This is a genomic window from Postechiella marina, assembly GCF_039538365.1.
GTDB lineage: Bacteria > Bacteroidota > Bacteroidia > Flavobacteriales > Flavobacteriaceae > Postechiella > Postechiella marina.
On sequence record NZ_BAABCA010000003.1, the window covers coordinates 352,580 to 377,070 of the forward strand.

24 protein-coding genes are annotated in these 24,491 nt (G+C 32.0%); 13 read left to right on the plus strand and 11 right to left on the minus strand.

What is annotated here, in order from left to right; genetic code table 11:
• The first annotated feature begins 63 nt into the window (after positions 1-63).
• The 3 genes from ABD715_RS08040 (at position 64) to ABD715_RS08050 (ending at position 2,216) form a co-directional block, all read left to right on the plus strand.
• A complete protein-coding gene (locus ABD715_RS08040; RefSeq protein WP_344787638.1) occupies positions 64-1,014 on the plus strand; it encodes an aldo/keto reductase in 951 nt (316 codons plus the stop codon).
• Positions 1,015-1,149: 135 nt separating this feature from the next.
• The gene (locus ABD715_RS08045) at positions 1,150-1,500 is read left to right on the plus strand and encodes a hypothetical protein (RefSeq protein ID WP_344787639.1); all 351 of its coding nucleotides are present in this window, start codon (positions 1,150-1,152) and stop codon (positions 1,498-1,500) included.
• A 2-nt stretch (positions 1,501-1,502) separates the two neighbouring features.
• Positions 1,503-2,216 (plus strand): hypothetical protein, encoded by a 714-nt coding sequence (locus ABD715_RS08050; protein ID WP_344787640.1) that lies wholly within the window; start codon positions 1,503-1,505, stop codon positions 2,214-2,216.
• A 7-nt stretch (positions 2,217-2,223) separates the two neighbouring features.
• On the opposite strand, the gene ABD715_RS08055 is transcribed toward ABD715_RS08050, so the two are convergent.
• A complete protein-coding gene (locus ABD715_RS08055; protein ID WP_344787641.1) occupies positions 2,224-2,691 on the minus strand; it encodes a CBS domain-containing protein in 468 nt (155 codons plus the stop codon).
• A 362-nt stretch (positions 2,692-3,053) separates the two neighbouring features.
• Here ABD715_RS08055 and ABD715_RS08060 point away from each other — a divergent pair, with 362 nt between their 5' ends.
• A complete protein-coding gene (locus tag ABD715_RS08060; RefSeq protein ID WP_344787642.1) occupies positions 3,054-3,767 on the plus strand; it encodes a tetratricopeptide repeat protein in 714 nt (237 codons plus the stop codon).
• Positions 3,768-3,809: 42 nt separating this feature from the next.
• On the opposite strand, the gene ABD715_RS08065 is transcribed toward ABD715_RS08060, so the two are convergent.
• On the minus strand, positions 3,810-4,337 hold the full coding sequence (locus ABD715_RS08065) for a hypothetical protein (protein ID WP_344787643.1): 528 nt from the start codon (positions 4,335-4,337) through the stop codon (positions 3,810-3,812).
• Between the two features lie 112 nt (positions 4,338-4,449).
• Between ABD715_RS08065 and ABD715_RS08070 the strand changes: the two genes are divergently transcribed.
• The 3 genes from ABD715_RS08070 to ABD715_RS08080 all read left to right on the plus strand — a co-directional run bounded on the left by ABD715_RS08070 (position 4,450) and on the right by ABD715_RS08080 (position 7,234).
• Positions 4,450-5,040, plus strand: a complete 591-nt coding sequence (locus ABD715_RS08070; protein ID WP_344787644.1) for a HupE/UreJ family protein — start codon at positions 4,450-4,452, stop codon at positions 5,038-5,040.
• A gap of 165 nt (positions 5,041-5,205) precedes the next feature.
• A complete protein-coding gene (locus tag ABD715_RS08075) occupies positions 5,206-5,640 on the plus strand; it encodes a deoxycytidylate deaminase (protein ID WP_344787645.1) in 435 nt (144 codons plus the stop codon).
• A gap of 4 nt (positions 5,641-5,644) precedes the next feature.
• A complete protein-coding gene (locus ABD715_RS08080; protein ID WP_344787647.1) occupies positions 5,645-7,234 on the plus strand; it encodes a S41 family peptidase in 1,590 nt (529 codons plus the stop codon).
• Between the two features lie 21 nt (positions 7,235-7,255).
• On the opposite strand, the gene ABD715_RS08085 is transcribed toward ABD715_RS08080, so the two are convergent.
• The 3 genes from ABD715_RS08085 to ABD715_RS08095 are packed head-to-tail and all read right to left on the minus strand — an operon-like array spanning position 7,256 to position 8,669.
• On the minus strand, positions 7,256-7,864 hold the full coding sequence (locus ABD715_RS08085; RefSeq protein ID WP_344787648.1) for an FAD-dependent oxidoreductase: 609 nt from the start codon (positions 7,862-7,864) through the stop codon (positions 7,256-7,258).
• Positions 7,857-8,066, minus strand: a complete 210-nt coding sequence (locus tag ABD715_RS08090; protein WP_344787649.1) for a hypothetical protein — start codon at positions 8,064-8,066, stop codon at positions 7,857-7,859. Before ABD715_RS08090 ends, ABD715_RS08085 begins: the two co-directional genes overlap by 8 nt.
• Positions 8,067-8,081: 15 nt before the next feature.
• Positions 8,082-8,669, minus strand: a complete 588-nt coding sequence (locus ABD715_RS08095; RefSeq protein ID WP_344787898.1) for a MarC family protein — start codon at positions 8,667-8,669, stop codon at positions 8,082-8,084.
• A gap of 117 nt (positions 8,670-8,786) precedes the next feature.
• On the opposite strand from ABD715_RS08095, the gene ABD715_RS08100 reads away from it, so the two are divergent.
• The gene (locus tag ABD715_RS08100; RefSeq protein ID WP_344787650.1) at positions 8,787-9,350 is read left to right on the plus strand and encodes a DUF3109 family protein; all 564 of its coding nucleotides are present in this window, start codon (positions 8,787-8,789) and stop codon (positions 9,348-9,350) included.
• Positions 9,351-9,408: 58 nt separating this feature from the next.
• Here the strand turns inward: ABD715_RS08100 and ABD715_RS08105 are convergent, their stop codons facing one another.
• Positions 9,409-10,713, minus strand: coding sequence for an esterase-like activity of phytase family protein (locus ABD715_RS08105; RefSeq protein ID WP_344787651.1), 1,305 nt, complete (start codon positions 10,711-10,713; stop codon positions 9,409-9,411).
• A gap of 454 nt (positions 10,714-11,167) precedes the next feature.
• Here ABD715_RS08105 and ABD715_RS08110 point away from each other — a divergent pair, with 454 nt between their 5' ends.
• The 3 genes from ABD715_RS08110 (at position 11,168) to ABD715_RS08120 (ending at position 15,572) form a co-directional block, all read left to right on the plus strand.
• The gene (locus ABD715_RS08110) at positions 11,168-12,148 is read left to right on the plus strand and encodes a ribonucleotide-diphosphate reductase subunit beta (protein ID WP_344787653.1); all 981 of its coding nucleotides are present in this window, start codon (positions 11,168-11,170) and stop codon (positions 12,146-12,148) included.
• 290 nt (positions 12,149-12,438) lie between these two features.
• Positions 12,439-14,931: a ribonucleoside-diphosphate reductase subunit alpha gene (locus ABD715_RS08115; protein ID WP_344787654.1), complete on the plus strand. Its 2,493-nt coding sequence runs from the start codon at positions 12,439-12,441 to the stop codon at positions 14,929-14,931.
• A gap of 113 nt (positions 14,932-15,044) precedes the next feature.
• The gene (locus ABD715_RS08120; protein ID WP_344787655.1) at positions 15,045-15,572 is read left to right on the plus strand and encodes an RDD family protein; all 528 of its coding nucleotides are present in this window, start codon (positions 15,045-15,047) and stop codon (positions 15,570-15,572) included.
• Positions 15,573-15,651: 79 nt separating this feature from the next.
• Here the strand turns inward: ABD715_RS08120 and ABD715_RS08125 are convergent, their stop codons facing one another.
• Together ABD715_RS08125 and ppnP are read right to left on the minus strand one after the other, a co-directional pair.
• Positions 15,652-16,500, minus strand: a complete 849-nt coding sequence (locus tag ABD715_RS08125; protein ID WP_344787656.1) for an OmpA family protein — start codon at positions 16,498-16,500, stop codon at positions 15,652-15,654.
• Positions 16,501-16,714: 214 nt separating this feature from the next.
• The gene (ppnP, locus tag ABD715_RS08130; RefSeq protein ID WP_344787657.1) at positions 16,715-16,996 is read right to left on the minus strand and encodes a pyrimidine/purine nucleoside phosphorylase; all 282 of its coding nucleotides are present in this window, start codon (positions 16,994-16,996) and stop codon (positions 16,715-16,717) included.
• A 112-nt stretch (positions 16,997-17,108) separates the two neighbouring features.
• Here ppnP and ABD715_RS08135 point away from each other — a divergent pair, with 112 nt between their 5' ends.
• Both ABD715_RS08135 and ABD715_RS08140 read left to right on the plus strand, forming a co-directional pair.
• Complete coding sequence (locus tag ABD715_RS08135; RefSeq protein WP_344787658.1) at positions 17,109-17,918, plus strand: AraC family transcriptional regulator; 810 nt, start codon at positions 17,109-17,111, stop codon at positions 17,916-17,918.
• 87 nt (positions 17,919-18,005) lie between these two features.
• Entirely contained in the window at positions 18,006-20,510 is a 2,505-nt protein-coding gene (locus ABD715_RS08140) for a TonB-dependent receptor (RefSeq protein WP_344787659.1), read from the plus strand.
• Positions 20,511-20,852: 342 nt separating this feature from the next.
• Here the strand turns inward: ABD715_RS08140 and ABD715_RS08145 are convergent, their stop codons facing one another.
• The 3 genes from ABD715_RS08145 to rplU form a co-directional block, all read right to left on the minus strand.
• Positions 20,853-23,165: an inorganic phosphate transporter gene (locus ABD715_RS08145; RefSeq protein WP_344787899.1), complete on the minus strand. Its 2,313-nt coding sequence runs from the start codon at positions 23,163-23,165 to the stop codon at positions 20,853-20,855.
• A gap of 346 nt (positions 23,166-23,511) precedes the next feature.
• Complete coding sequence (gene rpmA, locus ABD715_RS08150; RefSeq protein ID WP_072400165.1) at positions 23,512-23,772, minus strand: 50S ribosomal protein L27; 261 nt, start codon at positions 23,770-23,772, stop codon at positions 23,512-23,514.
• Between the two features lie 40 nt (positions 23,773-23,812).
• Positions 23,813-24,460, minus strand: coding sequence for a 50S ribosomal protein L21 (gene rplU, locus ABD715_RS08155; RefSeq protein WP_344787660.1), 648 nt, complete (start codon positions 24,458-24,460; stop codon positions 23,813-23,815).
• Between the last annotated feature and the right edge of the window lie 31 nt (positions 24,461-24,491).

A 24,491-nucleotide genomic window follows, 5' to 3' on the forward strand; every position in this document is an offset into this window, starting at 1 on the left:
TTTGAATACAGAACTATTAAATTTACACTAACATTAAACTAAAAATAATTTATAAAGCATATAATGAAAACACTAACATTTAGTAACAACGATAAAATGCCCGCTTTTGGTTTGGGCACATGGAAATCTGGAGAAGGCGAAGTATACAACGCTGTAAAAACAGCCATTAAAGCTGGCTACAGACATATAGATTGTGCGTCTGCTTACGGAAACGAGAAAGAAGTTGGCAAAGCCTTATCTGAGCTTTTTAAAGAAGGCGTAGTAGCTAGAGAAGATGTATGGATAACCTCTAAAGTTTGGTGTAATATGCATGCAAAAAAAGATGTTATTGAAGCTTTAAAACAATCTTTAAGCGATTTACAATTAGACTACTTAGACCTATACTTAATCCATTGGCCTATTGCTCAAAAAAAAGAAATTCCGTTTGTTAGCAAAGTAGAAGATTTTATTTCGTTAGATGAATTACCAAACGAGTTAACCTGGGAAGGCATGGAAGAAGCAGTAGAACTTGGTTTAGCTAAACATATTGGTGTTTCTAATTTTGGAACAAAAACATTACAACAATTAATGTCTAACTCTAAAATTAAACCAGAGGTAAATCAAGTAGAGTCTCACCCTTACTTTCAGCAAGATAACATGCTATCTTTCTGTAAAGCCAATAACATCCACTTTACAGCTTATGCACCACTAGGATCTGGAGACAGAGCTGCTAAATTTAAAGCAGTAGATGAGCCTATACTTTTACAAGACCCTGTTATTACAGATATTGCAAAATCTAAAAACGCAACCACAGGTCAAGTTTTAATTAATTGGGCAATTCAAAGAGGCACTTCTGTAATTCCTAAATCGGTTAACCCAAGCAGAATTACTCAAAATTTTGAAGCTCAAGCTATAGAACTCTCTGAAGAAGACATGAAAAAAATAGAAGCTTTAGATAAAAACTACAGATTCTTAACAGGTGAACATTGGGTATACGAAGGAAGCCCTTATACTCTAGAAAGCATTTGGGCATAACCCAAATAATATATACCACTTTATTAAAAAGTAAATAAATGCTCTTCTACAAGAAAAAACATTGTAGAAGAGTCTTTATCGCATTAAGGTTTAATAAACCAACGTTAGTTATAAAATAAAAAACATCGACTCATTATGGAAAAGCAGTGTTTAGAATGTGGCAATAAAATTGTTGGCAGAATAGATAAAAAATTCTGTAGCGATGGTTGTAGAAACACCTATAACAATAACGTAAATAAAGACAGTAAAAACCTTATTAGAAACACCAACAACCGTCTAAGAAAAAACCACAGAATACTAGAAGCCTTAAATCCAGACGGAAAAACTACAGCTTCTCGAGCACGACTTATAGAAAAAGGATTCGATTTTAATTATTTTACAAGCATATACACCACCAAAGCAGGCAAAATATATTATTTTGTTTACGACGAAGGTTACCTACCAATAGAAGGCGATTATTATGCACTTGTAAAACGAAAAAGCTAAAAATGGAAAATTTATTAACAGTAATTTCAGACTACGGGGAATACCTTATACCTATCATATTTTTTTCAATTGCCATTAGTATAATTGCTTATTCTTTCTTTTTTAGTAACAAGAATATAATAATTCGTGAATTTAAAAAAGGGAGACGAAAATCTATAAATAGTATTCGAGATAAAGAATATGTCAAAATAATAGGAGTTGCTAAGCATGTAAACACACCATTAGTTGCTCCACTAAGCGGAAGATCTTGCGTTTACTATCATATAGTTGTAGAGGTTAAAGGCGATAAAAGTTGGAGACGCATTATTAACGATGTTAAATCTCAAGATTTTTTTATTGAGTCAAGCACAGAAATGGCCATTATTAAAACTAAGTTTTTAGAAAAAAACACAAGTATTTGCCATTTGGTTAAAGATTATAAAGAAAACTCTGGATTTAGAAATGATGCCAATAACAAGCTAGAAGCTTACTTAAAAAGCCATAACAAAAAAAGCACAGGCTTTTTAGGTATAAACAAAACCATACGCTACACCGAAGGAATTATAGAATTAAACGAAAAAATTGGTGTAAAAGGCATAGCAAAATGGCAATCTTTAAAAGAGCCAATTGTTGGCTATTCGTACTCTAAAATACTAACATTAGAAGGCACAAAAAAACAAAAGCTTTTAATTACAGACGAACCAAAAGCTTTAATACGTGTGCAAAACAAAATTTAAAACTTCTCTATTTATAATTTTGTCCTTGCAATTTCATTGCTGCTTTAAGCACATCGCTTTGGCTTATTTGCCCAACTAACTTCCCACCTTTTACAATAGGAAAACGACGCCTTTTACTTTCTATAAACTTGGTTGCTGCATCAAATATATTCATATTACCATCAATAGTATCAACATTTTTAGTAACATATTTTTCTATACTTTGATCTTGTAAAGGCATATTGTAATAACGACTTTCGCTTATCTGTTTCATACAATCTGTTTCAGAGATTATACCAATTAACTCATAACTATCGTTTACTACTGGTCCACCAGAAATTCTATTCTTCACTAATGTTTGCATAACATCTTCAATAGACTGGTTTTCTTTAAAAGTTATCAACGTTGTTGTCATATAATCGCTAACCTTTAAAGGCGTAGCCTCTACCTCGCTAGTTTGCTGTCTTCTAGCACCTTGAAAACTTTTTATCCCCATAATTTTTAATTTTTTACATATGTAAGTTAAGTATTATTTTTGAGTTTTCCTAAAAGTTAAATTTTCAACCTTAATAATTTATGTTCTTTTATATGTGCTCATTTACTTTTAAGCTAGGGTATAAAAAAGGGGTATATTTTACTCTTTGTTTTAAATTGGTTGGAGCTTCTCGGTATTATTACTAAGTACAATTTCTACAAAGTGTAAAGACCATATATACCAAAACCATTTATACTAAATGTATGCTATTGATGTAAAAAATAAATTATTACCAACTAAATTTAAATAATTAGGAAACTTTTATGATATTAAATGTTAATTTTTTATAGTTTTAGCAACTCAGAAAAACAAAAATTTTATAGATGAAGAAATTAGTAATGTTGGCTTTTTTTATTGGAAGCTTTGGCATACAAGCCCAAAGTAATGATGCATTAATAAAACATTTTGAAGCTTACAGTAAACAAATGAGAGCACAAGGCGATGTACAAGGTGTAATTAATGGAATGACGCATTTAAATGTGCTAAGTCCATCCATTCAAAGAACAGATACTTTAGCCTATATTTACATGAGCGAAGGCAAATATGTACAAGCTTTAAACACCATTGGTATAGATTTTAAAGTAGATGATTCTGATATTGCAGTAGAGGTTAAAGCGATGTCTTTAAAATCTGTAAAACAACCCGAAAGAGCTATTCCCCATTTTGAAGAGTTATTTAGAAGAGAGCCAAACACATTAGTAGCATACGAGCTAGCAGAGCTTTGTTTGCAAACTAAAAAACTAGAAAAAGCAGAAAAGCATATAGCCTATGGTTTAGCTAATGCAAAAGCAGACGAAGTAAAAGCTTTTTACGAGTCTCAAACACCATATCAAGTTTCTTTAAAAAGTGCATTTATGTATTTAAACGCACTAGCAGTTTACAATAAAGATACTAAAGTAAATATTGATGCTGCTGTAGATATTTTAGACAGTACGTTAAAATTGTCTCCAAACTTTAATTTAATACAGTTAACAAAATCTGAATTACTAAGACAAAAACAAGCTATACAAGCACAAGCAGCTCAACCTAAAAAGTAACTATAAAACAAGATTTTCACTTTATTAAATACTCTATAAACGTTAAATAGGTCTTTCAATATTTTGAGAATCGCGCTCTAGCTTTTTATTTATTTGAAAATTAAGATTAGAAAAAGCCTCGAACACTTCTTTTATAGTACCTGCCAATTCCAATTTACTTATGTTAGATAGATTAACAAGGCTTTCTAATTTAAAAAATTTGGTTTCGAAGACCATAACTCGAGCTAAAATAGACGACGATTTTAACGATGCTGGTATATTTTTTTTAAAATCTAATAATAGGCTTTTTAAAATTTTACGATTATCTTTTAACTCCGTAAAATTAGCCTTTTTAACACCTAGCACAATTTGCTGAAGTTGAATGTATTCTCCCCAATCTTCAATAATTTTTCCTGCTTTGCTATCTAATCCAAAATCGATATAATTAAGTTTAGCTATATCGGCTTCTGTAATTATTTGCGAAAGTTTTACCGCTTCTACCTCCAAATTTTCTGGAGCGGTTTCTTTAGAGTCTTTACAAGACAGTAGCACACATACTAAGCAAAATGGTATTAAAAATTTAAGCCTCATGTTATTCATTTTATATCGTAGTTTACAAAGATATGCTAATAGTTTATTTCTTTTGTCTAAATATTTTTAATTGTATATTTGAGCCAATCCCCTAAATCTAATTTTTTATTTTATGTTTGATACTTTTTTATTTAATGTAGAATATGGTATAAACCATGTACTAGACATTAACGCTTACGATCACGTTTTATTTCTTATTGTTTTAACCATTCCGTATATATTTAGAGATTGGAAACGTGTATTACTACTTGTATCTACATTTACCTTAGGCCATACTTTATCTTTAATTCTTGCTGCTTATGGCGTAGTAAAAGTTAATGGCGCTTTAATAGAGTTTTTAATTCCGGTTACCATTTTAATTGTTGCAGTGTTTAATATTTTTACCGCAGGAAAAGGCGCCAGAAAAGAACGCGTTGGTGTTTTATTTTTTACCACCTTATTTTTTGGCTTAGTACACGGGTTGGGCTTTGCGCGCGAGTTTCAAATGCTATTAAGCAAAAACGATAACAAACTTATTTTACTACTAGAGTTTGCTTTAGGTATAGAAATTGCCCAGGTTATAATTGTATTTATTGTTTTATTTTTAGGATATATTATACAAACTGTTTTTAGATTTTCTAAACGCGACTGGATTATGGTTGTATCTGCCATTGTGGTTGGTTTGGTTATCCCTATGTTGCTGAATAGCGATTTTTTAGCGTAAATTTTCTAAAAATTTTAACGTACTAGCATTGTAATTAAAATAGTAACCAAGTATCTTCGTTATACTATACATGCGTTAGGGATTGATGCGGCATCCTTTTTTGTTTTTCTCAAAAAAGATATAGCGGAAAGCCCGACCCTTGTGGTAACGCTAAAATTATTTTACATGCCAAATAACACTAAACAACACAAGTACGACAAAGCTTATTTACGAATTGCCAAAGAATGGGGTAAATTATCGTATTGCAAGCGTAAACAAGTTGGCGCACTTATTGTAAAAGATAGAATGATTATCTCTGATGGGTACAACGGTACGCCTTCTGGATTCGAGAATTTTTGTGAAGACGACGAAGGATACACCAAATGGTACGTTTTACATGCCGAAGCTAATGCTATTTTAAAAGTAGCTGCATCTACCCAATCGTGTAAAGGCTCTACATTATACATTACCTTATCGCCTTGTAAAGAGTGCAGCAAATTAATACACCAAGCTGGTATTGTAAAAGTTATTTATCATCAAGCTTACAAAGACGATTCTGGATTAAAATTTTTAGAAAAAGCTGGCATAGAACTAGAACTAGTTGAAGATATAAACGCATAAATTAATGTTGTCTAAAAAAAAATATTTACCGCTTATTATTGGTGTTGCTGTTGCTACAGGTGTTTTTGTTGGCGGAAAATTAAATTTTAGCGATTCTTCGGATAGATTATTTACATCTAACAGTAAAAAAGATAAACTTAACAGACTTATTGATTTTATTGATTTTGAATATGTTGATGATGTAAATACAGATAGCATTGTTGATGTAACTGTAAATGGGATACTAAATAATCTCGATCCGCATTCGGTATACATACCTAAAGAGCAACTAGAAAGCTCTACAGAAAACATGAAAGGTAATTTTGTAGGTATTGGCGTTAGCTTTTACACCTACAAAGATACCATTGCAGTAATTAGACCTATAGAAAATGGCCCTAGCGAAAAAGCTGGTATTAAGAGTGGCGACCGCATTATAATGGCTAATAACGATACGCTTTTGGGCAATAAACTTAAAGATGGAGAAATTGTAAAAAAGCTTAAAGGTACATTAAACAGTAAGGTTAACTTAAAAATATACAGAAAAGGCGAACCAGAACTTATAAATTTTACCGTAAAACGATCTAACATCCCTATAAAAAGTGTAGATGCATCTTATATGTTAACCGAAAAATTGGGCTACATAAAGGTAAATAGGTTTGCAGAGTCTACTTATAAAGAATTTAAAAAAGGCTTAGATAAATTACAAAACTTAGGAGCTACAGAAATTGCTCTAGATTTACGCGATAACCCAGGTGGTTTTTTAAGCATAGCAGAACAAATGGTGGATGAGTTTTTAGAAGACGATAAACTAATATTGTTTACTAAAAACAAACGTGGTAAAATAGAAAAAAGTTTTGCTACAGATGAAGGTGATTTTGAAAAAGGAAACATATATGTTTTAATTAACGAAAACTCGGCATCGGCTAGCGAAATTGTTGCTGGAGCGCTTCAAGACAACGATAAAGGAACTATAGTTGGTAGGCGATCTTACGGAAAAGGACTTGTACAACGCGAAATGGACTTAGGAGATGGTAGCGCAGTGCGTTTAACGGTTTCTAGATATTACACACCTACCGGAAGATCGATACAACGCCCTTACGATAAAGGCAACAAAGATTATTACGACGAGTATTTTGATAGATTAAATAGCGGAGAACTACTTGATGCAGAAAAAATTGAAGTTGCAGACTCTTTAAAATTTACAACACCAAAAGGCAAAGTAGTTTATGGTGGTGGCGGTATTATACCCGATGTGTTTGTACCCATAGATAATAGTATGCATAACGAAACGCTTAGCTACTTGCAACGTCGTGGCTTTATAGCATATTTTGTTTTTGAAGAGTTAGAAAAAGACAGAAGTATTTACAGTAACTTCTCTAAACGCGATTTTATTGATAACTTTAAAATTACTGACGATTTTGTTTTAAAATTTCAGGAATATTTAAATATTAGAACAACATCGCAAATAACGTTTGTAGCCTATCACGACGAGGTAAAACAATACTTAAAAGCGACTCTTGCAGATCAGCTTTTTGGTAACGGTGCTTTTGAAGAAATTTTTAATCAGCGTGATATTATGATTGACGAAGTTATTAAGCTAAGTGATGGTGAGTAGTTGTGTATTATAAAACCTTAGTTAAACAACAACCTTATCGTGTACTTTAGTGTGTTTACCATTATTCCAAAATGTTAAAATATCTGTAGCCACGTGCGCTCCACTACCAGAACATATGGCAAATTGGCTACGCCAACCCGCTAACGCACCTGCAACATACAGGTTTTCTTGAACTAAATGATCTATGTTTTTTAACCAAATACGATCTTTCTCTACAGCTGCTCTTGGGTGCGGTTCTATATACTGCTCCAGCCCTTTTATAGTTATTAAATTTGTATAACCAACAGCTATTACAACTTGCTTTGCTGCATATGCAGCTTTATTAGTTATAACATTAAAACCTGTATGGGTTTTAACTACTTCTGTAACTTTTTCGTTATCTATTTGCTCTACATCTGGATAAAGTTCTGCTAGCTGATTTTTACCATCTTCTAAAACAGAAGCTCCTAATGTACCTGGTTTTAAACCTAAAACATTATTAAACAAGGCGGTTTGCAAATGCGATGTTTTTTGGTGTATAACAATACCCACACGTTTATCTTTGGCAAACGCTTTATTTTTTGCAGAACCTAACACTAGCGCGCAAGATAAACCTGCAGCTCCACCACCTATAATTAAAGCATCATACATTCTTACTCTCTTTTACTTTTTGCTCTATACGTTTAGACACTCTTAAAATAGACATCATTACAATAACGCAAAGCGATGCCACAATTGTAATTAAAGCCACTGTGCTTTGCCCCTCAAATGGTGCGCTAAAATTTACCTGAGTAATATTAAAAGCCATTAAGCCTAATGCAATAACACTTATTATAATAGTAAAAATTTTCATAATCTCTTTTATTTTTTAAACAACATCAAACAACGCCTTAATGTTGTGAGCAAATAGTTTTACTGCAATAGCAAGTAAAATTACTCCAAATACTTTACGAATTATATTAATTCCGTTTTGACCAATAATGCGCTCTATTTTAGCCGATGTTTTTAATACTATAAAAATAATAATAACATTCATTATAACAGCAATAATGATGTTTTCTATTCTAAATTCTGCTCGTAAAGATAATAAAGTTGTTAAACTACCTGGTCCTGCAATAAGTGGAAATGCCAACGGAAAAACTGCTGTGGTTAACGAGTTATTTTCTTCTTCTTTATAAAGTGTTATGCCTAAAATCATTTCTAAAGCAATAAAAAACAAGATAAAAGAACCAGCAACAGCAAACGAGTTTACATCAATACCAATAAGGTTTAATATGCTTTTTCCTAAAAATAAAAATACAATTAAAATAACACCTGCAATTATAGATGCCTTCTCACTTTGAATATGCCCTGCTTTTTTACGCAAGTCTATAACAATAGGCACATTGCCTATAATATCTATTACAGCAAAAAGAATCATAAACGCTGTAAATACTTCTTTAAAATCAAATTGCAAAGCCATAAAGTTTAAATGTTTTACGAAATTCTCAAATTTTCGGCAAAAGTAGATTATTATATTAATTAAATTGAACAATAGATTAACTATTTTTGCATAGTACAAGATAAAAATTTTATGTTTCAACTAGGAAAAACCATTATCTCTGAAGAGATTATAAAAAAAGATTTTTTATGCAACCTATCTGCTTGTAAAGGTGCTTGTTGCATTGATGGAGATGCTGGCGCGCCACTAGAAGCCGAAGAAACTAAAATACTAGAAGATATTTATCCAAAAGTAAAACCTTTTTTACGACAAGAAGGTATTGAAGCTATAGAAGCTCAAGGCACTTTTATAACTACAGAAGAAGGCTATTTAGAAACCCCGCTTATTAATGAGGCAGATTGTGCTTATGTTATTTTCGATGAAAAAAACGTGGCTCTTTGTGCTATTGAAGAAGCATATAACCAAGGAGAAATAGCATGGAAAAAACCTGTTTCTTGTCACCTATATCCTATTAGAGTTAATGATTACACAGAATTTTCTGCGGTAAATTACCATAAGTGGCAAATTTGCGACGATGCTTGTCAACTTGGCGAAGAGCTGGGTGTACCAGTATATAAGTTTGTAAAAGAAGCTTTAATTAGAAAGTTTGGAGAAGATTGGTATGCAGAACTAGAAAAAACAGCAGAAACATTATAAACCAAAAAATCCTGATTTGCTTAAAATCAGGATTTTTTTTCATTATATATTCTACATCTTAAAAGTTTACTATATATAAGGTGTTACCATCTATATTTTCGTTTGTTTCTGTATTCGATATGTATTTTTGGATAGTCGCACTATCATTACCCGTCCATACTGCAAAATCGTCATCATTAATAACCCCTATGGTATTTGCGTTAATTAACCAAATACCTTCAAGCTTATCGTGCGGATAATCACCTAAGGCAGCAATTAAATCTACAGCCAATGTTTTAGTAACTGGCACAATACCAGCAGCTGTTAACTCATCCCAAGTAGATTGCTCTATAGTATTACCGTTTATTAGTTTCCCGTTTAAAGTATCATTAGCATCAGACACATCGGTAGCATTCGAAATATCTATTTTATAAATATGCTTTTGCACCTCACTTTTATTTGTGTCTTTTGTAAAAGCACCATCTCGTTCTACAATTAAAAACTCAGTATTACTTAAAGCTACAATTTCTGAGTTAGAATTTTTAGCCTTTTCTTGTTTGTGCAAATACTGTTTAGTCGCTCCCGTTTCAATATCGAAAGTTACAATTCTTGTAATTGTAAAATCGGCAACCTCTGCTTTACTTGGGTTATATAATGTAGACTGCATAATACCAACTAAAGTAGTTTCGTCTGGTGTAATAGCCAAACCTTCCATACCTCTGTTTGCCCATCTGGTTTCTAAAACCGCTGGTAATTTTCTATCTCCAGACTCTCCCTTAATTCCCTTTGGACTAAGTCTTTCTATTTGTTTCCCATTAGCATCAAAGTGCACAATATGAGGTCCGTATTCATCAGACACCCAAAAAGAACCATCTTTCATCGCGACTAAACCTTCGCTATCTAAACCATATTTATCAGCACTTAAAACAGTTACCTTATCTTCATCATAAGCAATTTCTCCTGTAGCACCATATCCTTCTGGATTAGGTTTTCCGCTAATTAATTCTCCAGACGGGTTGCTAAACAAAATTTCATTTTTCATTTCTACAGTTCCATCTGTATTTAATTTAAAATGACCAATTCTTGGAGTATAATCTGGAGTTGGAAAAATTTTATTACTTCCAAATTTTATATTCGCTCCCCTATCTGTTAAAGCATAAAACTCACCTTCGTTTGTTGGGTGTGCAGTAGCAGCAGAACCAAAACCTCCGTTTCTAACCTCAACACCATTTTCTGTTTTTAAAACAGTATATGGTAATTTAACACCAGAATCTGCAATTTGCGGTAATTCGTATTTAACCGATGCATCATCATCGTTATTGCAAGATAAAAATCCGAAAGCAACAACTGCAAATAATGTTGCCTTACTAATACTTTTGTACATTGTTTGTTTTATTTGTATGTTTTTTTAAAAGTAAATCTTGCACATTACCTTAATAAACGAGATGTATTAAGCTAGGGTTAATTTTCCTTATTATTTTAACAAATATGTTTAGAATACCTTAACATGTCCCTGCTATAAATTGACGAAAATCATGGTAAAAATAGTTTTTACATAAGCAACTTTAAACCAAACATTTTACTTCATTTTTTTGTTTACCAAAACATCAATATTCATGGGAGCTCAGACACCACAAGACTTTACAACACATTACAAACCAGATATTTACTCTTTGTAAAAATTAACTACCAAAACAATAAAATTCTTATGCTTTGTTAAAAACTTGTTGACAATGTTTATAACTAAACCTTTCTTTTAACGCTACATTTTCCAATCTTTGTTATCCCGAAACTAAAGCACTATTTCGTCTAAAAATTTACATTTAAAACAGCAAACCATGTCGCAGGCTATAGAACCTATTTTACAAGAAAACAAAGATCGTTTTGTTATATTTCCTATTCAACATAATGATATTTGGGATTGGTATAAAAAACAAGAGGCTAGCATCTGGACTGCTGAAGAAATTGATTTGCACCAAGATTTAAATGATTGGAACAATAAATTAAATGATGATGAACGTTACTTTATTAAACACATTTTAGCATTTTTTGCTGCTAGTGATGGTATTGTAAACGAAAACTTAGCCGAAAATTTTGTATCTGAAGTACAATACTCTGAAGCAAAATTCTTTTATGGTTTTCAAATTATGATGGAGAATATTCACTCTGAAGTATACTCTTTATTAATTGACACTTACGTAAAAGACGACAAAGAAAAAGACGCTTTATTTAATGCTATAGAAGTCTTTCCTGCTATTAAAGAAAAGGCAGAATGGGCACTTAAATGGATAGACTCACCAAGTTTTGCAGAACGTTTAATTGCTTTTGCAGCTGTAGAGGGTATTTTCTTCTCTGGTAGTTTTTGTTCTATTTTCTGGCTTAAAAAACGAGGTTTATTACCAGGTTTAACATTCTCTAACGAACTTATTTCTAGAGACGAAGGTCTTCATTGTGATTTTGCAGTACACTTACATGAAAATCATATTGTAAATAAAGTACCTAAAGACAGAATTACCGAGATTTTAACAAACGCTTTAGACATTGAAAGATCATTTATTACAGAATCTCTTCCTGTAAGTTTAATAGGAATGAATTCTAAATTAATGACACAATACTTAGAGTTTGTAACCGATAGATTATTAGGTGAATTTGGTTGTGATAAAGTATACAACACTTCTAATCCTTTCGACTTTATGGACATGATTTCTTTACAAGGAAAAACTAATTTCTTTGAAAAACGTGTTGGAGACTACCAAAAAGCTGGTGTTCTTAATAAAGAAGATGATAAAGACAAATTCAGTTTCGACGCCGATTTTTAATCAAAAATAATTTTATGCAGAATTCAAAAGGTTCTCTTTTTGATATTTTGACAACGATTAAAATGACTTTTCTATTTTAAATAGAAAATTAAATAAATTTTTATTATTAATAAACTTAAGAAGTAATCCATTGGTCTAAAACCCTCAAAACCGGATTATTTAAGTTTATTAAAATTAACAAAAAAATCAACTAGATTTCGTCTAATTAACCATTAGATTATAAATTTGGAGTAGCTAATTAACCGTTTTTCTGAAGGTGTATCAGAAAAAATAAAAAACCGTGTAAAACAATGTATGTAGTAAAAAGAGATGGCAGAAAAGAGCAAATTATGTTCGATAAAATTACTGCTAGAGTAAGAAAATTATGTTATGGCTTAAACGAATTGGTAGACCCATTAAAGGTTGCCATGCGAGTAATAGAAGGCTTATATGATGGTGTAACCACTAGCGAGCTAGATAACCTTGCAGCAGAAATTGCTGCAACCATGACAACTGCTCACCCAGATTATGCACGCTTAGCAGCTAGAATTTCTGTGTCCAACTTACATAAAAACACTAAAAAGACATTTAGTGATGTTATGGAAGATTTACATAAATATGTTAATCCAAGAACAGGAAAAGAAGCTCCTTTACTGTCTGACGAGGTATACAATGTAATTATAGAAAATAAAGACAGATTAGACTCTACAATTATATATAATCGCGATTTTGGTTACGATTACTTTGGTTTTAAAACCTTAGAACGTTCTTACCTTTTAAAATTAAACGGTAAAATTGCAGAGCGCCCACAACACATGCTTATGCGTGTTTCTATTGGTATACATTTAAACGATTTAGATGCTGCTATAGAGACATACGAGTTAATGTCTAAAAAATACTTTACACACGCTACACCTACATTATTTAATTCTGGCACACCAAAACCACAAATGTCGTCTTGTTTCTTATTAACCATGAAAGACGATAGTATTGATGGTATTTACGATACATTAAAACAAACAGCTAAAATATCTCAATCTGCAGGAGGTATTGGCTTAGCTATACACAATATTAGAGCAACAGGTAGTTACATTGCTGGCACTAATGGTACAAGTAACGGTATTGTACCCATGCTACAAGTTTATAACGATACTGCAAGATATGTAGATCAAGGAGGAGGAAAACGTAAAGGAAGTTTTGCTATATACCTAGAAACCTGGCATGCAGACATTTTCGAGTTTTTAGATTTAAAGAAAAACCATGGTAAAGAAGAAATGCGTGCACGTGATTTATTTTACGCTATGTGGATCTCTGATCTATTTATGAAACGTGTTGAAGAGAATGGAGATTGGACATTAATGTGCCCTAACGAGTGCCCAGGCATGGACGAAGTACATAGTGATGAATTTGAAGCACTTTACACTAAATATGAAGCTGAAGGAAAAGGACGTAAAACTATTAAAGCTCGCGAGCTTTGGGAAAAAATATTAGAGTCTCAAATAGAAACTGGTACACCTTATATGTTATATAAAGATGCGGCAAACCGTAAATCTAATCAACAAAATTTAGGAACCATTCGTTCGTCTAACTTATGTACAGAAATTATGGAGTATACATCTCCAGACGAGGTTGCTGTATGTAATTTAGCCTCTATTGCATTACCAATGTTTGTAAAAAATGGAGCGTTCGATCACAAAGAACTATTCCGTATTACAAAGCGTGTTACTAAAAACTTAAATAGAGTAATAGATAGAAACTACTATCCTGTTATTGAGGCAGAATACTCTAACTTAAAACATAGACCAATTGGTTTAGGCGTTCAAGGTTTAGCAGATACATTTATACAATTACGCCTACCTTTTACTAGTGATGAAGCCAAAAAATTAAACCAAGAGATTTTCGAAACGCTTTATTTTGCTGCGGTAACCGCGAGTATGGAAGAAGCTAAAGTGGATGGACCATACCAAACTTACGAAGGTTCTCCAATAAGTAAAGGTGATTTTCAACATAACTTATGGAATTTAAAAGACGACGAATTAAGTGGTCGTTGGGATTGGGAAAAACTACGAAAGCAAGTACTTAAAAACGGTGTACGTAACTCGTTATTAGTAGCGCCAATGCCTACCGCATCTACATCTCAAATTTTAGGAAACAATGAGTGTTTTGAACCCTATACATCAAACATTTATACACGTCGTGTACTATCTGGAGAATTTATTGTTGTAAACAAGCATTTATTAGAAGATTTAGTAGATCTTGGCCTTTGGAACGAGTCTTTAAAACAAGATATTATGAGAGCTAATGGCTCTGTACAAAATATAGATATCATTCCTCAAGATATTAAAGAGTTATACAAAACCGTTTGGGAATTAAGTATGAAGGATATTATAGATATGTCTCGCCAGAGAGGCTATTTTATAGATCAATCTCAATCGCTTAACTTATTTATGGAAGGTGCAACCATGGCAAAATTAACCTCTATGCACTTCTATGCTTGGAAGAGCGGTTTAAAAACTGGTATGTATTACTTACGTACTAAAAGTGCTGTAGATGCGATTAAATTTACATTACAAACAAACAAAAAAGAAGAACCTATAGCTGCTGAAGCTGTAGAAGTAGACGATGTAAATGCACAGCAAGAAGAAGCTAAGAAAAAGAAATTAGCAGCACAAAACGCAGCTAAATTTGCAAAGCAAAATAATAACGAAGTAGATGTAGAACCAATGTCTGCAGAAGAAATGAAAGCTTTAATTGCCCAAGCTAAAGATGGCGAAGGAGACGATTGCTTAATGTGTGGCTCTTAATAAAGCAACACACTATTTAATTATTACGTGTTATAAATCTATAAAAGCATCTCGAAAGAGGTGCTTTTATTATTTGTATTAGTATATTTAAATTCATTTTTATAAAAACAAATATGTCTCAACCAAATTTTAAAGTAACGCCAGATTTGCACACCAGTAAAGGCAATCGTTTTGCTAATTATATTATAGATTTAATTGTTTTTTTAGCTATTGGCTACGGGCTTTTTTTTCTTATAATTTACCTCTGTTATACTTTTCTAGATGATGCCACTCCTGTTGACACTTTTTTAGATAATCTAGAAAATATAAATGGCCTTGTAGACAGACTGGTAACAGGCACTATTTTAGCCCTATGTTATTTTACCACAGAAACACTACTTAAAGGCAGGTCTATAGGCAAATTTGTTACAAAGACCATAGTTATTAAAGAAGATGGCTCTAACCCAAATAATATAGATTATTTAAAACGCAGTTTTTCAAGAATTATACCTTTTGAAGCTTTTTCGTTTTTAGGTGCAGAAGGAAGAGGGTGGCACGATACTATATCTAAGACTTATGTGGTAGATATAGATAAATTAAAAGAGCGCCTAGATTCCCAAAATAGTTTAGACCAAATTGGCGTACCACAAAAGGATTTTTAAAACTTAATTAAAATAAAAAAGCATCTCTTTCGAGATACTTTTTTATTTTCTTCTTCTTTTTCTAACAATTTACTTCCCACTAATTCGAAGCCATTAAAGCAAAAAACTTATCAATATTTGGAAGAATTACAATACGTGTTCTTCTATTTCTTGCTCTATTTTCCCATGTTTTATTATTTGTAAGCGGTTGGTAACTACTTCGTCCTGCAGCTATAAGTTGCTCTGGAGACACATCAAATTTATGTTGCAGTTTTCTAACAACCGATGTTGCCCTTAATACACTTAAATCCCAGTTATCTGCCACTTTATCTGTATTAATCCCTCTAGAATCTGTATGGCCTTCAACCATAACATCTAAACTAGGCTCAGAGTTAATAACATCAGCCAATTTCTTTAAAATTCTATCTGCTTTAGAGTTTACAACATAACTTCCGCTGTTAAACAGCATCTTGTCTGATATAGAAATCATAACTACAGTTTCGTTAATATTAACATCTATATCCTCATCATTATTAACTGTTTCAGAGTTTATAACCTTTTTTAAATTATAAGCCACTGCTAAATTCATAGAATCTTTTAATGTCTTGGCATTACTTAATTTATCTGCATCGACATTAGCTAAAGTAGCACGCATTTTTTCTTTTGCATTGTTAGATATAACCGCGCCATTATCTAAAGCTTTAAATTTAGAATTATTCTCTTCTGTTAATGCACCAACATCTTTTGATAATGATGCTATTTTAGAATTATAATCATCTACTCTACTTTGAATTTTTGCGAATTTAGTTTCTAAATCTTCTTTAGCAACTCGTGTTTTAGTTAGTTCATTTTTTATTTCACCATTCTCATGTTCTAAAGCCACATATTTCTTTTTTGAAACACATGAAAACGTAAATGCAACTAATAATACTATTAAAATTTTCTTCATAATAAAAAACTCTTGTTTTATTCTGTTCTCTATTATTTACGATGAAATTCCAATTACGGATGTTAAACGGTGTAATAATTTAAATTCTAAGACTCTAAAATTGTAATACCTTTTTTTGTAACATCCAACAATAATGAAGCCTTACAGAAAATGTGAGCAACAAAAAAACGCATCTAAAAAAGATGCGTTTTTAATATTTTTAAAAGAGATTATCTTATTTATATTGACATAAATAAGCCGTTTGCTCGGTTACTTTTACCTGAAATTTTTGGTTAGCATCAATCTCGTAAGCTTCACCTGCTTTATAGGTTTTCCAATCTGTAGTATTAGGTAATTTTACGGTCATTTCACCTTCAACAACAATCATTGTTTCGTGTGTAGAGGTTCCAAATTCGTATTCTCCAGCTTCCATAACACCAACTGTAGAATTTCCATTTGCAGATTTGTAACCTAAAGATTTTACATTACCATCAAAATATTCGTTTGTAGAAATCATAATTAATCAAATTTTCAAACAAAAGTACTAAACAAAAGTTAAAAGCATTGTTCAATATAAGCTTCATTATATTTTTACACTATATTTAGTGTTATTTTTTTAAATACTTAGTTTGCAAGATTATATAAAAACTTATAATAAAATCTCTTCTATAGACGCTATTAAAATAGCTCCTTTTGATGTTAATAAGCGCTATACAAAGCCACATAGACACAACAAGTATCTAGAAATAGTATATTTTACAGAAGGTGAAGGTTATCACCATCTAGATTCTAAAAGCTACGAGATTAAGCCTCCTATGGTTTTTGTCGTAAAAAAAGAAGAGGTGCATAACTGGGAAATTAACACAATGCCTAAAGGGTATGTTATTATTATAAAAGAAACTTTTCTAGACAAAACACTCGATAGATATATTAATTTACAATTAAATAGTTTAAAAAATATACAAAAAATAAAGCTATCGAAAAAGGATGCTTCATTAAATCCATTATTTAAAATTCTGAATAAGGAAATGGAACAACCTAAACCACAAACCGAATTTATTGAAGGGGTTTTAAAAGCATTACTAGGTAAAATAATTGCTTATAACCGATCTGATAAAATAAACGACAATGTAGATAAAACCACAGAGTTTGTAGATCTTTTAATTGAGAGGCCTAGAAACAATGTTGCTTTTTATGCCGAAAGTTTAAATATAACATCGCAAAACTTAAACCAACTGTGTAAAAAGAAATTTGATAAAACAGCCTCAGAAATTATAGCTGTAGAAGTTATTAAAGAAGTAAAAAGGCTGCTAATGTACACCAACCAGACTATAAGCGAAGTTGCTTTTCAATTAGATTTTAAAGATGTATCTCATTTTGTAAAATATTTTAAACGTCATACAGGAAGCACACCTCTTCAATTTAAAAAAAATCAATAAAATATACCTTAATTTTTTCAAAAAGACCATAACCGTTTTTATTATATGAGATAGATTTGCTTACACAAACAACTATTCTTATAAAACATGAAACAAACAAAATTACTAGTCGTCTTTTTATTTTTAATATCCAATTTTGCCATAGGGCAAATTACAGGAAAAATACAAGACGCAGATGGCGGAGCCCCTTTAGAATATGCTACCGCAGCTTTGTATAAAACAAATGGTGAGCTCGTTACCGGTGTAATAACAGATATAGAAGGGCGTTTTAAATTAGAAAATGTAAAAACAGGAAACTACTATGTAGAAACTTCTTTTATGGGCTACTCTTCTTTTAAATCTGAAACACTTTCGGTAAAAAAAAGAGGCCAATCTATAGATCTTGGCACTATTAAATTAACTTTAGGTAGCCAATTAGACGAAGTTATGATAAAAGCAGAACGATCTGCTGTGGTTCATAAAATTGACCGCCAAGTATTCGACACAAAAAAATTCCAGAATGCAGAAGGCGGAAATGCTGTAGATGTTATTAAAAACCTACCATCGGTTACTGTTGATGGTCAAGGCGAAGTAAGCGTACGTGGGAGTAAAGGTTTTACCGTTTTAGTAAACGGAAAACCAACACAAGGTGATGCTGCTTCTATTTTAGCACAATTACCAGCAAATGCACTAGAAACAGTAGAACTTATTACCGCTCCATCTGCAAAGTACGATCCAGAAGGTAAAGGTGGAATTTTAAATATTAAAACTAAAAAAGGAGCTACAAATGGTACGTTTGCGCAAGTAAATGTTCGTGGTGGTTTCCCATCTATAGAACCTTACAACACTAAAGTTCCTGCAGAGCGTTACGGTATTGATGCTACAGTTAATAAGCGTACCGACAAATGGAATATTTCGCTTGGTGCAAGTTACCAGCGTAACGATAAAACTGGACGTCGTGAAGGCGATATGTTTATTGTAAACAACGCTGAAGATAAAACCACCTTTTTACCATCGGATGGTGAACGTAGTTTTGATGACATTAGCTATAACGGACGTTTTAATGTTGATTTTACTCCAGATGAAAACAACGAGTTCTCTGTTGGTTTTTTTGCTGGAAAGCACACTAAAGAAAGACTTGCAGATATTGTTTATTATGATAATCATGCTGTTTCTCCTAAAAACTCTGAAAACAGATTATATACATTTGAGTATTACAACCACAACTTAAGAATTAGAAAAGGCGATTTTGCCTTAGGTAGTTTTGATTATGCTCATAAATTTAATAATAATTCTAAACTATCTACCTCTTTCTTATACGAGTATACTTTTCTAGGTGGACCAACTGTAAATGACAATTTAGGTCACCCAGACAATTCTATAGTATACCAAGAAGAGTACAACACAAACGACAACCCTCTTTACGGTACACGTTTTAACTTAGACTATGCTTGGAAACCTTTCTCTTTTGGAACCCTTGAAACTGGTTACCAATATAGAAATATAGACCATGAAGGAGATTTTGTTTACGAACGTGATGGTGTATTAGTTCCAGAATTTTCAAGCGATATTCAATTAAAACGTTCTATACATTCTGGCTACGTACAATTAACAGGAAAGAAAAATAAATGGGATTATGCTGCTGGTGCACGTGTAGAATCTATGGACAGAGAGTATACAGAGTCTTTAAAAAGTGAAACAACACCTAATGTTTACCAATACGATTTTGTAAAATTATTCCCTTCTGCTTCTGTTCAATATGAAGTTAACGAAAAAACCAATATTAAAGCTGCTTATAGTAAACGTGTAGAGCGTACTACAACTTTAAAAATGAATAGTTTTGCTGAACGTGAGCACTCTGAAGTTTTTGAACAAGGTGATAATAGTTTATTACCAGAATTTATCGATTTAGTAGAACTTGGTATTACTAAAAGAATAAAAGGAGGAAACTCTGTTTATGCTACAGCTTATTTTAGACATGTAGATAATGTTATAAATCGAGTAAACACCTTAGCTTACGAAACCAATGGTGCTGTTATAGATAGTGTTATAAACCGTGTATACTCTAACGTAGGAAAAAGTAATTCTATTGGTTTAGAGTTTGGTGCTACCATTAAGCCAACAAAAAACTGGACTAACGTTATTGGCGCAAACATTTACAATTACGATATAGATGGTGCGCTAAACTTTAACCATAGAGATGGCATTAGTAGAAGTTACGATATCAATTCTAAATCTACTATTTACTCTATTAATTTAAACTCAACCTATTCGTTTTGGGAAAATGCCTCTTTACAATTTACGTTTAATTATTTATCTGATAGAGTTACTGCTATGGGCGAAGATTCTAGATTTTACTCGCCTAATTTGGCTTTTAGAAAAACCTTTCTCGATAATCGTTTAACAGCGACACTACAATGGCAAAACATAGATATGGGCATGCTTAAAACTAACGAGCAGCGCATTACAACCGCTAGAACAGACCAGTTTTACACCACTACAAATTATAGATACGAAGTCGACATGGTATCATTAAACCTGTCGTATACCTTTAATACAGTAAAAAACAAATCGAAATTTATTGATAGTGAATTTGGTAAAAAAGAGTTTTAGTTAGTAGTTAGTAAATACCCTATTCTTAAAATAAATATTAAGAATTAATAAAAGGCAGTCATTTTCATGGCTGTCTTTTTTGTTTACCTATAAGTAGTAATAGCATAAAATTTCTAGTATTAAACACTAGTATAAACTATAGAAAAACTTAAACTATAAGGCTTTTAATAACGATTTAGAAGGATTGGTTATAGCTATTTTAACGCCTTTAAAAAATCTAGAGTATAAGAGTAAACTAGAAATAAAAACATTTAAAACGAACTTATTTATAAATGTGGTATGGATTAAAAACAAAAAGGGGCGAAATTCAATTTCGCCCCTTTTTATAATACATTATTACCTTTACTCTTCTTCTCCGTGCGATGACGTAGGAATTGTTGCTGGCTCAATAGAAGCATCATGAGCATTATGATACTCTTCTAAAAGATTCATTGTTGCAACAAGTAAATCTTTAGTTTCTAATAAAACTCCAAAATAAAGTGTTGTATTTTTAGGACTAGACTCTTCTGTTCTGGTACGTTTAACTTGCTTTTGAATTTTTTCTGTTAACAAGCCAAAAACTTCACTTTTATTATTTAAAATACCTCCAATTTTCTCAAAAGACTTAGAACTAAAAACTTCATTTGTTTCATCAAATAACTTCTCTATAGATAAATCTACTTCTTTAAGCTCTTTAATTTGATTAAATTTTAATTTCTTGTGATTATTATTAATGTGCTTATGACTTACTTTAGATATATACTCTAACGACTGTGTCATATCTTGTAAATATCCTAAAACACTAATGTAAAAATCACTAGCCCCAACACTTGACTCGTCTAAATTTTTAATAAAATAGAAAATATTATCTCTTAAATCTTCAACCTCTTCACTTAACTTATCTACTTGTTTTTTATTCTTTTTAAGCGATAATAAATCTTGTTTTGCGAGTCCCTTAATAGCATTAGAATAAATTTTAGAACCTCTATTAACCACATTAGCTATGTTACCTGCACTCTCTTGAATAACACCTTGCACAGAACTGCTTTCTGCTTTTATTAAACTATCTTCTGCTTTTACCTCTTTAGATTTTTTATTGTGCATTACTGTGCTTCGTATTAACAAAACAAACGCTGCTAACAATAACACCGGAAACATAATTGTTAAATTTAGGTTTAATAAGTAAGCCACCAGCGCTGCAGCACAAAACGCGCTAAACGCAGTAAAAAACCAACCTCCTATTACATTTATAACTCCTGCCACTCTATATACAGCACTTTCTGCTCCCCAAGCCCTATCTGCAAGAGAAGACCCCATAGTTACCATAAAAGTAACATATGTAGTAGATAGAGGTAACTTATAAGATGTAGCTATAGAAATTAAAACAGCTGCGACCATTAAATTTACAGCAGCTCTTACCATATCGAAAGCAGGCATATCTTTTACCTTATCTTTACTAAGGTCTATAGCTGGAGCTACGAATTGCTTATCGATTTTTGCTTGCACTGATGCAGGAATAATATAAGAAAAGCTATCAGACATCATCACAGCAAACCTTACAAAACCACGAGAAAGTCCATTAGGTTGAAACCTTTCTTTTGTTTCGCTTTGGCTCGCCAAATCGATAGAAGTTTTAACAACCTTTTTCGCTTTAGTAGAAAACCACAATGTTAAAACCATAATCATACCTGCTATTAATAACAAAAAGTTATTGGTTGGTACCTTCGCAGCCAATATATCCATAGGAAACTCTGTAGCTGCAACTCCAGAAGCAGACCAAGCTAAAAAAGCATTATAAGCAGCAACAGGCACACCTATAAAATTTACTAAATCGTTACCAGAAAAAGCTAACGCTAAAGCAAAGGTGCCTACTATAATTATTAATCTATAAATATTTGCTTTTACAAATGCAATAAAGATGTAAGACAGTAAAGACCAAAACAAGAAACACCCGGTAACAATATATAACACTTGTGTTTCTAAAAAGTTAGACATAGTTCCACCACCTAAAATATCGAAAGATTCATTGGCATAAGAAGTTCCTTTTAAACCTTTCATAAAAATAAAATATGTAATAGCAGTTAGAGCAAAACCCCCAAATAATGCGCCTACATGAGGCTTTTTTTCTTGAAAATTATATGACAACAAAACTCTTGAAATCCACTGTACTAATGCTCCAATAGAAAATGCAATTACTACAGAGAGAAGAATTCCGAAAATAATTTGAGTTGCTTTTGATGTATTAATATAATTTATAACATCTGTAAAGCCACCTCCTTCTGCACTTATTTTTACTAAAGCTATTGCAACAGCTGCACCAAGTAATTCAAAAACAATAGAAACCGTTGTAGAAGTTGGCATACCAATAGAGTTAAAGAAATCTAGCAGTAATATATCGGTTATCATTACCGCCATGAAAATTATCATGATTTCGTTAAACATAAACTCGCTAGGGTTAAAAATACCTTTTCTAGCAACCTCCATCATTCCGCTAGAAAACACTGCACCAACAGCAACACCTACACTAGCAACAATCATTACTGTTTTAAACGAAATAGCTTTGGAACCAATAGCTGAATTTAAAAAGTTTACAGCATCGTTACTAACACCAACTACCAAATCGGCAATTGCTAATATAGCCAAAGCTATAATCATGTATAAATAAATATTATCCATAGGGTTTAATTGTAATAAGTCTGCAAATATCATATCTATAAACCATTAGTGTGTTATGTAAATGTTATATTCTTGCACTACACAAGCAAAGATTGGCTAATCTTAAAAAACCTATACAAGCCCAATAAAAACGTAGCGTAAGTATTGGTTAGCTTTTTATTTATTTGCAACAAAATGCCCTGGTCAAACCAAAAAACACATAGTTACCTATAAATTTGCAAATAATAATTATTATTTTACGGTGATAAAGAAAAAATGAAACTAATTTTTAAACAAAAACCTATAAAATAAAAAAACCTCTCTGTTTCCAGAAAGGTTTTTTTTATCTTTTAAAAAGAAATATTTCTTAAGCCTCAAAAGGCTCTATAGAAACATAAGATTTGTTATCTTTTTTCTTTGTAAATTTTACAACACCATCAACATAAGCGTGTAAAGTGTGATCTTTTGAAGAATATACATTCTCACCTGGGTGATGTGTATTTCCTCTTTGTCTTACGATAATATTTCCAGCTAAGGCAGCTTGTCCACCAAAAATCTTTACGCCTAAACGTTTCGATTCTGATTCTCTACCATTCTTAGAACTACCTACTCCTTTTTTATGAGCCATTGTCTTAAGTTTTTATATTGTTAAACTTTAGTGGTTGCTATTAAGCTTTACCACCATCTAATTCGTCTTGCCATTTTTTAAGCTCGTCCCATTTACCATCGGCTGCTAATTGAGCTTGTGCAGGCCATGTATCTGTAACATGGTTACCACGAACTCCAGCGATAATTTCTGAAATAGCTTCTGGTGTTGCTTTTGCTAAATCTGCAAATGTTGCAATTCCAGCTTCAGTTAATGTCGAAGCAATTTTAGGGCCGATACCTTCAACTTTTTTTAAGTCATCAGCTTTTCCTGTTGCTTTAGGAGCAGCAGCTTTAGCTTCTACCTTTGGTTCAGCTTTTTTAGTTGCTTTTTTTGCTGGCGCAGCTTTTTTTGCTCCAGAAGCAGCTATACTTTCAATTACAATTTCTGTTAAAGCTTGACGGTGACCATTTTTAACACGGTAACCTTTACGTCTTTTCTTTTTGAAAACTATAACTTTATCACCTTTAAGGTGTTTTAAGACTTTTGCTCCTACTTGAGCTCCGTCTATAGCCGGGGCGCCTACAGTTACATTGTCACCATCTGCTAAAAGAAGAACATTATCAAAAGCAACTTGCTTTCCTTCTTCAGTTTGTAAACGGTTAACAAAAACTTTTTGGTCTTTAACAACTTTAAATTGTTGCCCTGCTATCTCTACAATTGCGTACATAGCGTAACGTTTTTATTAATTAAATTTGATT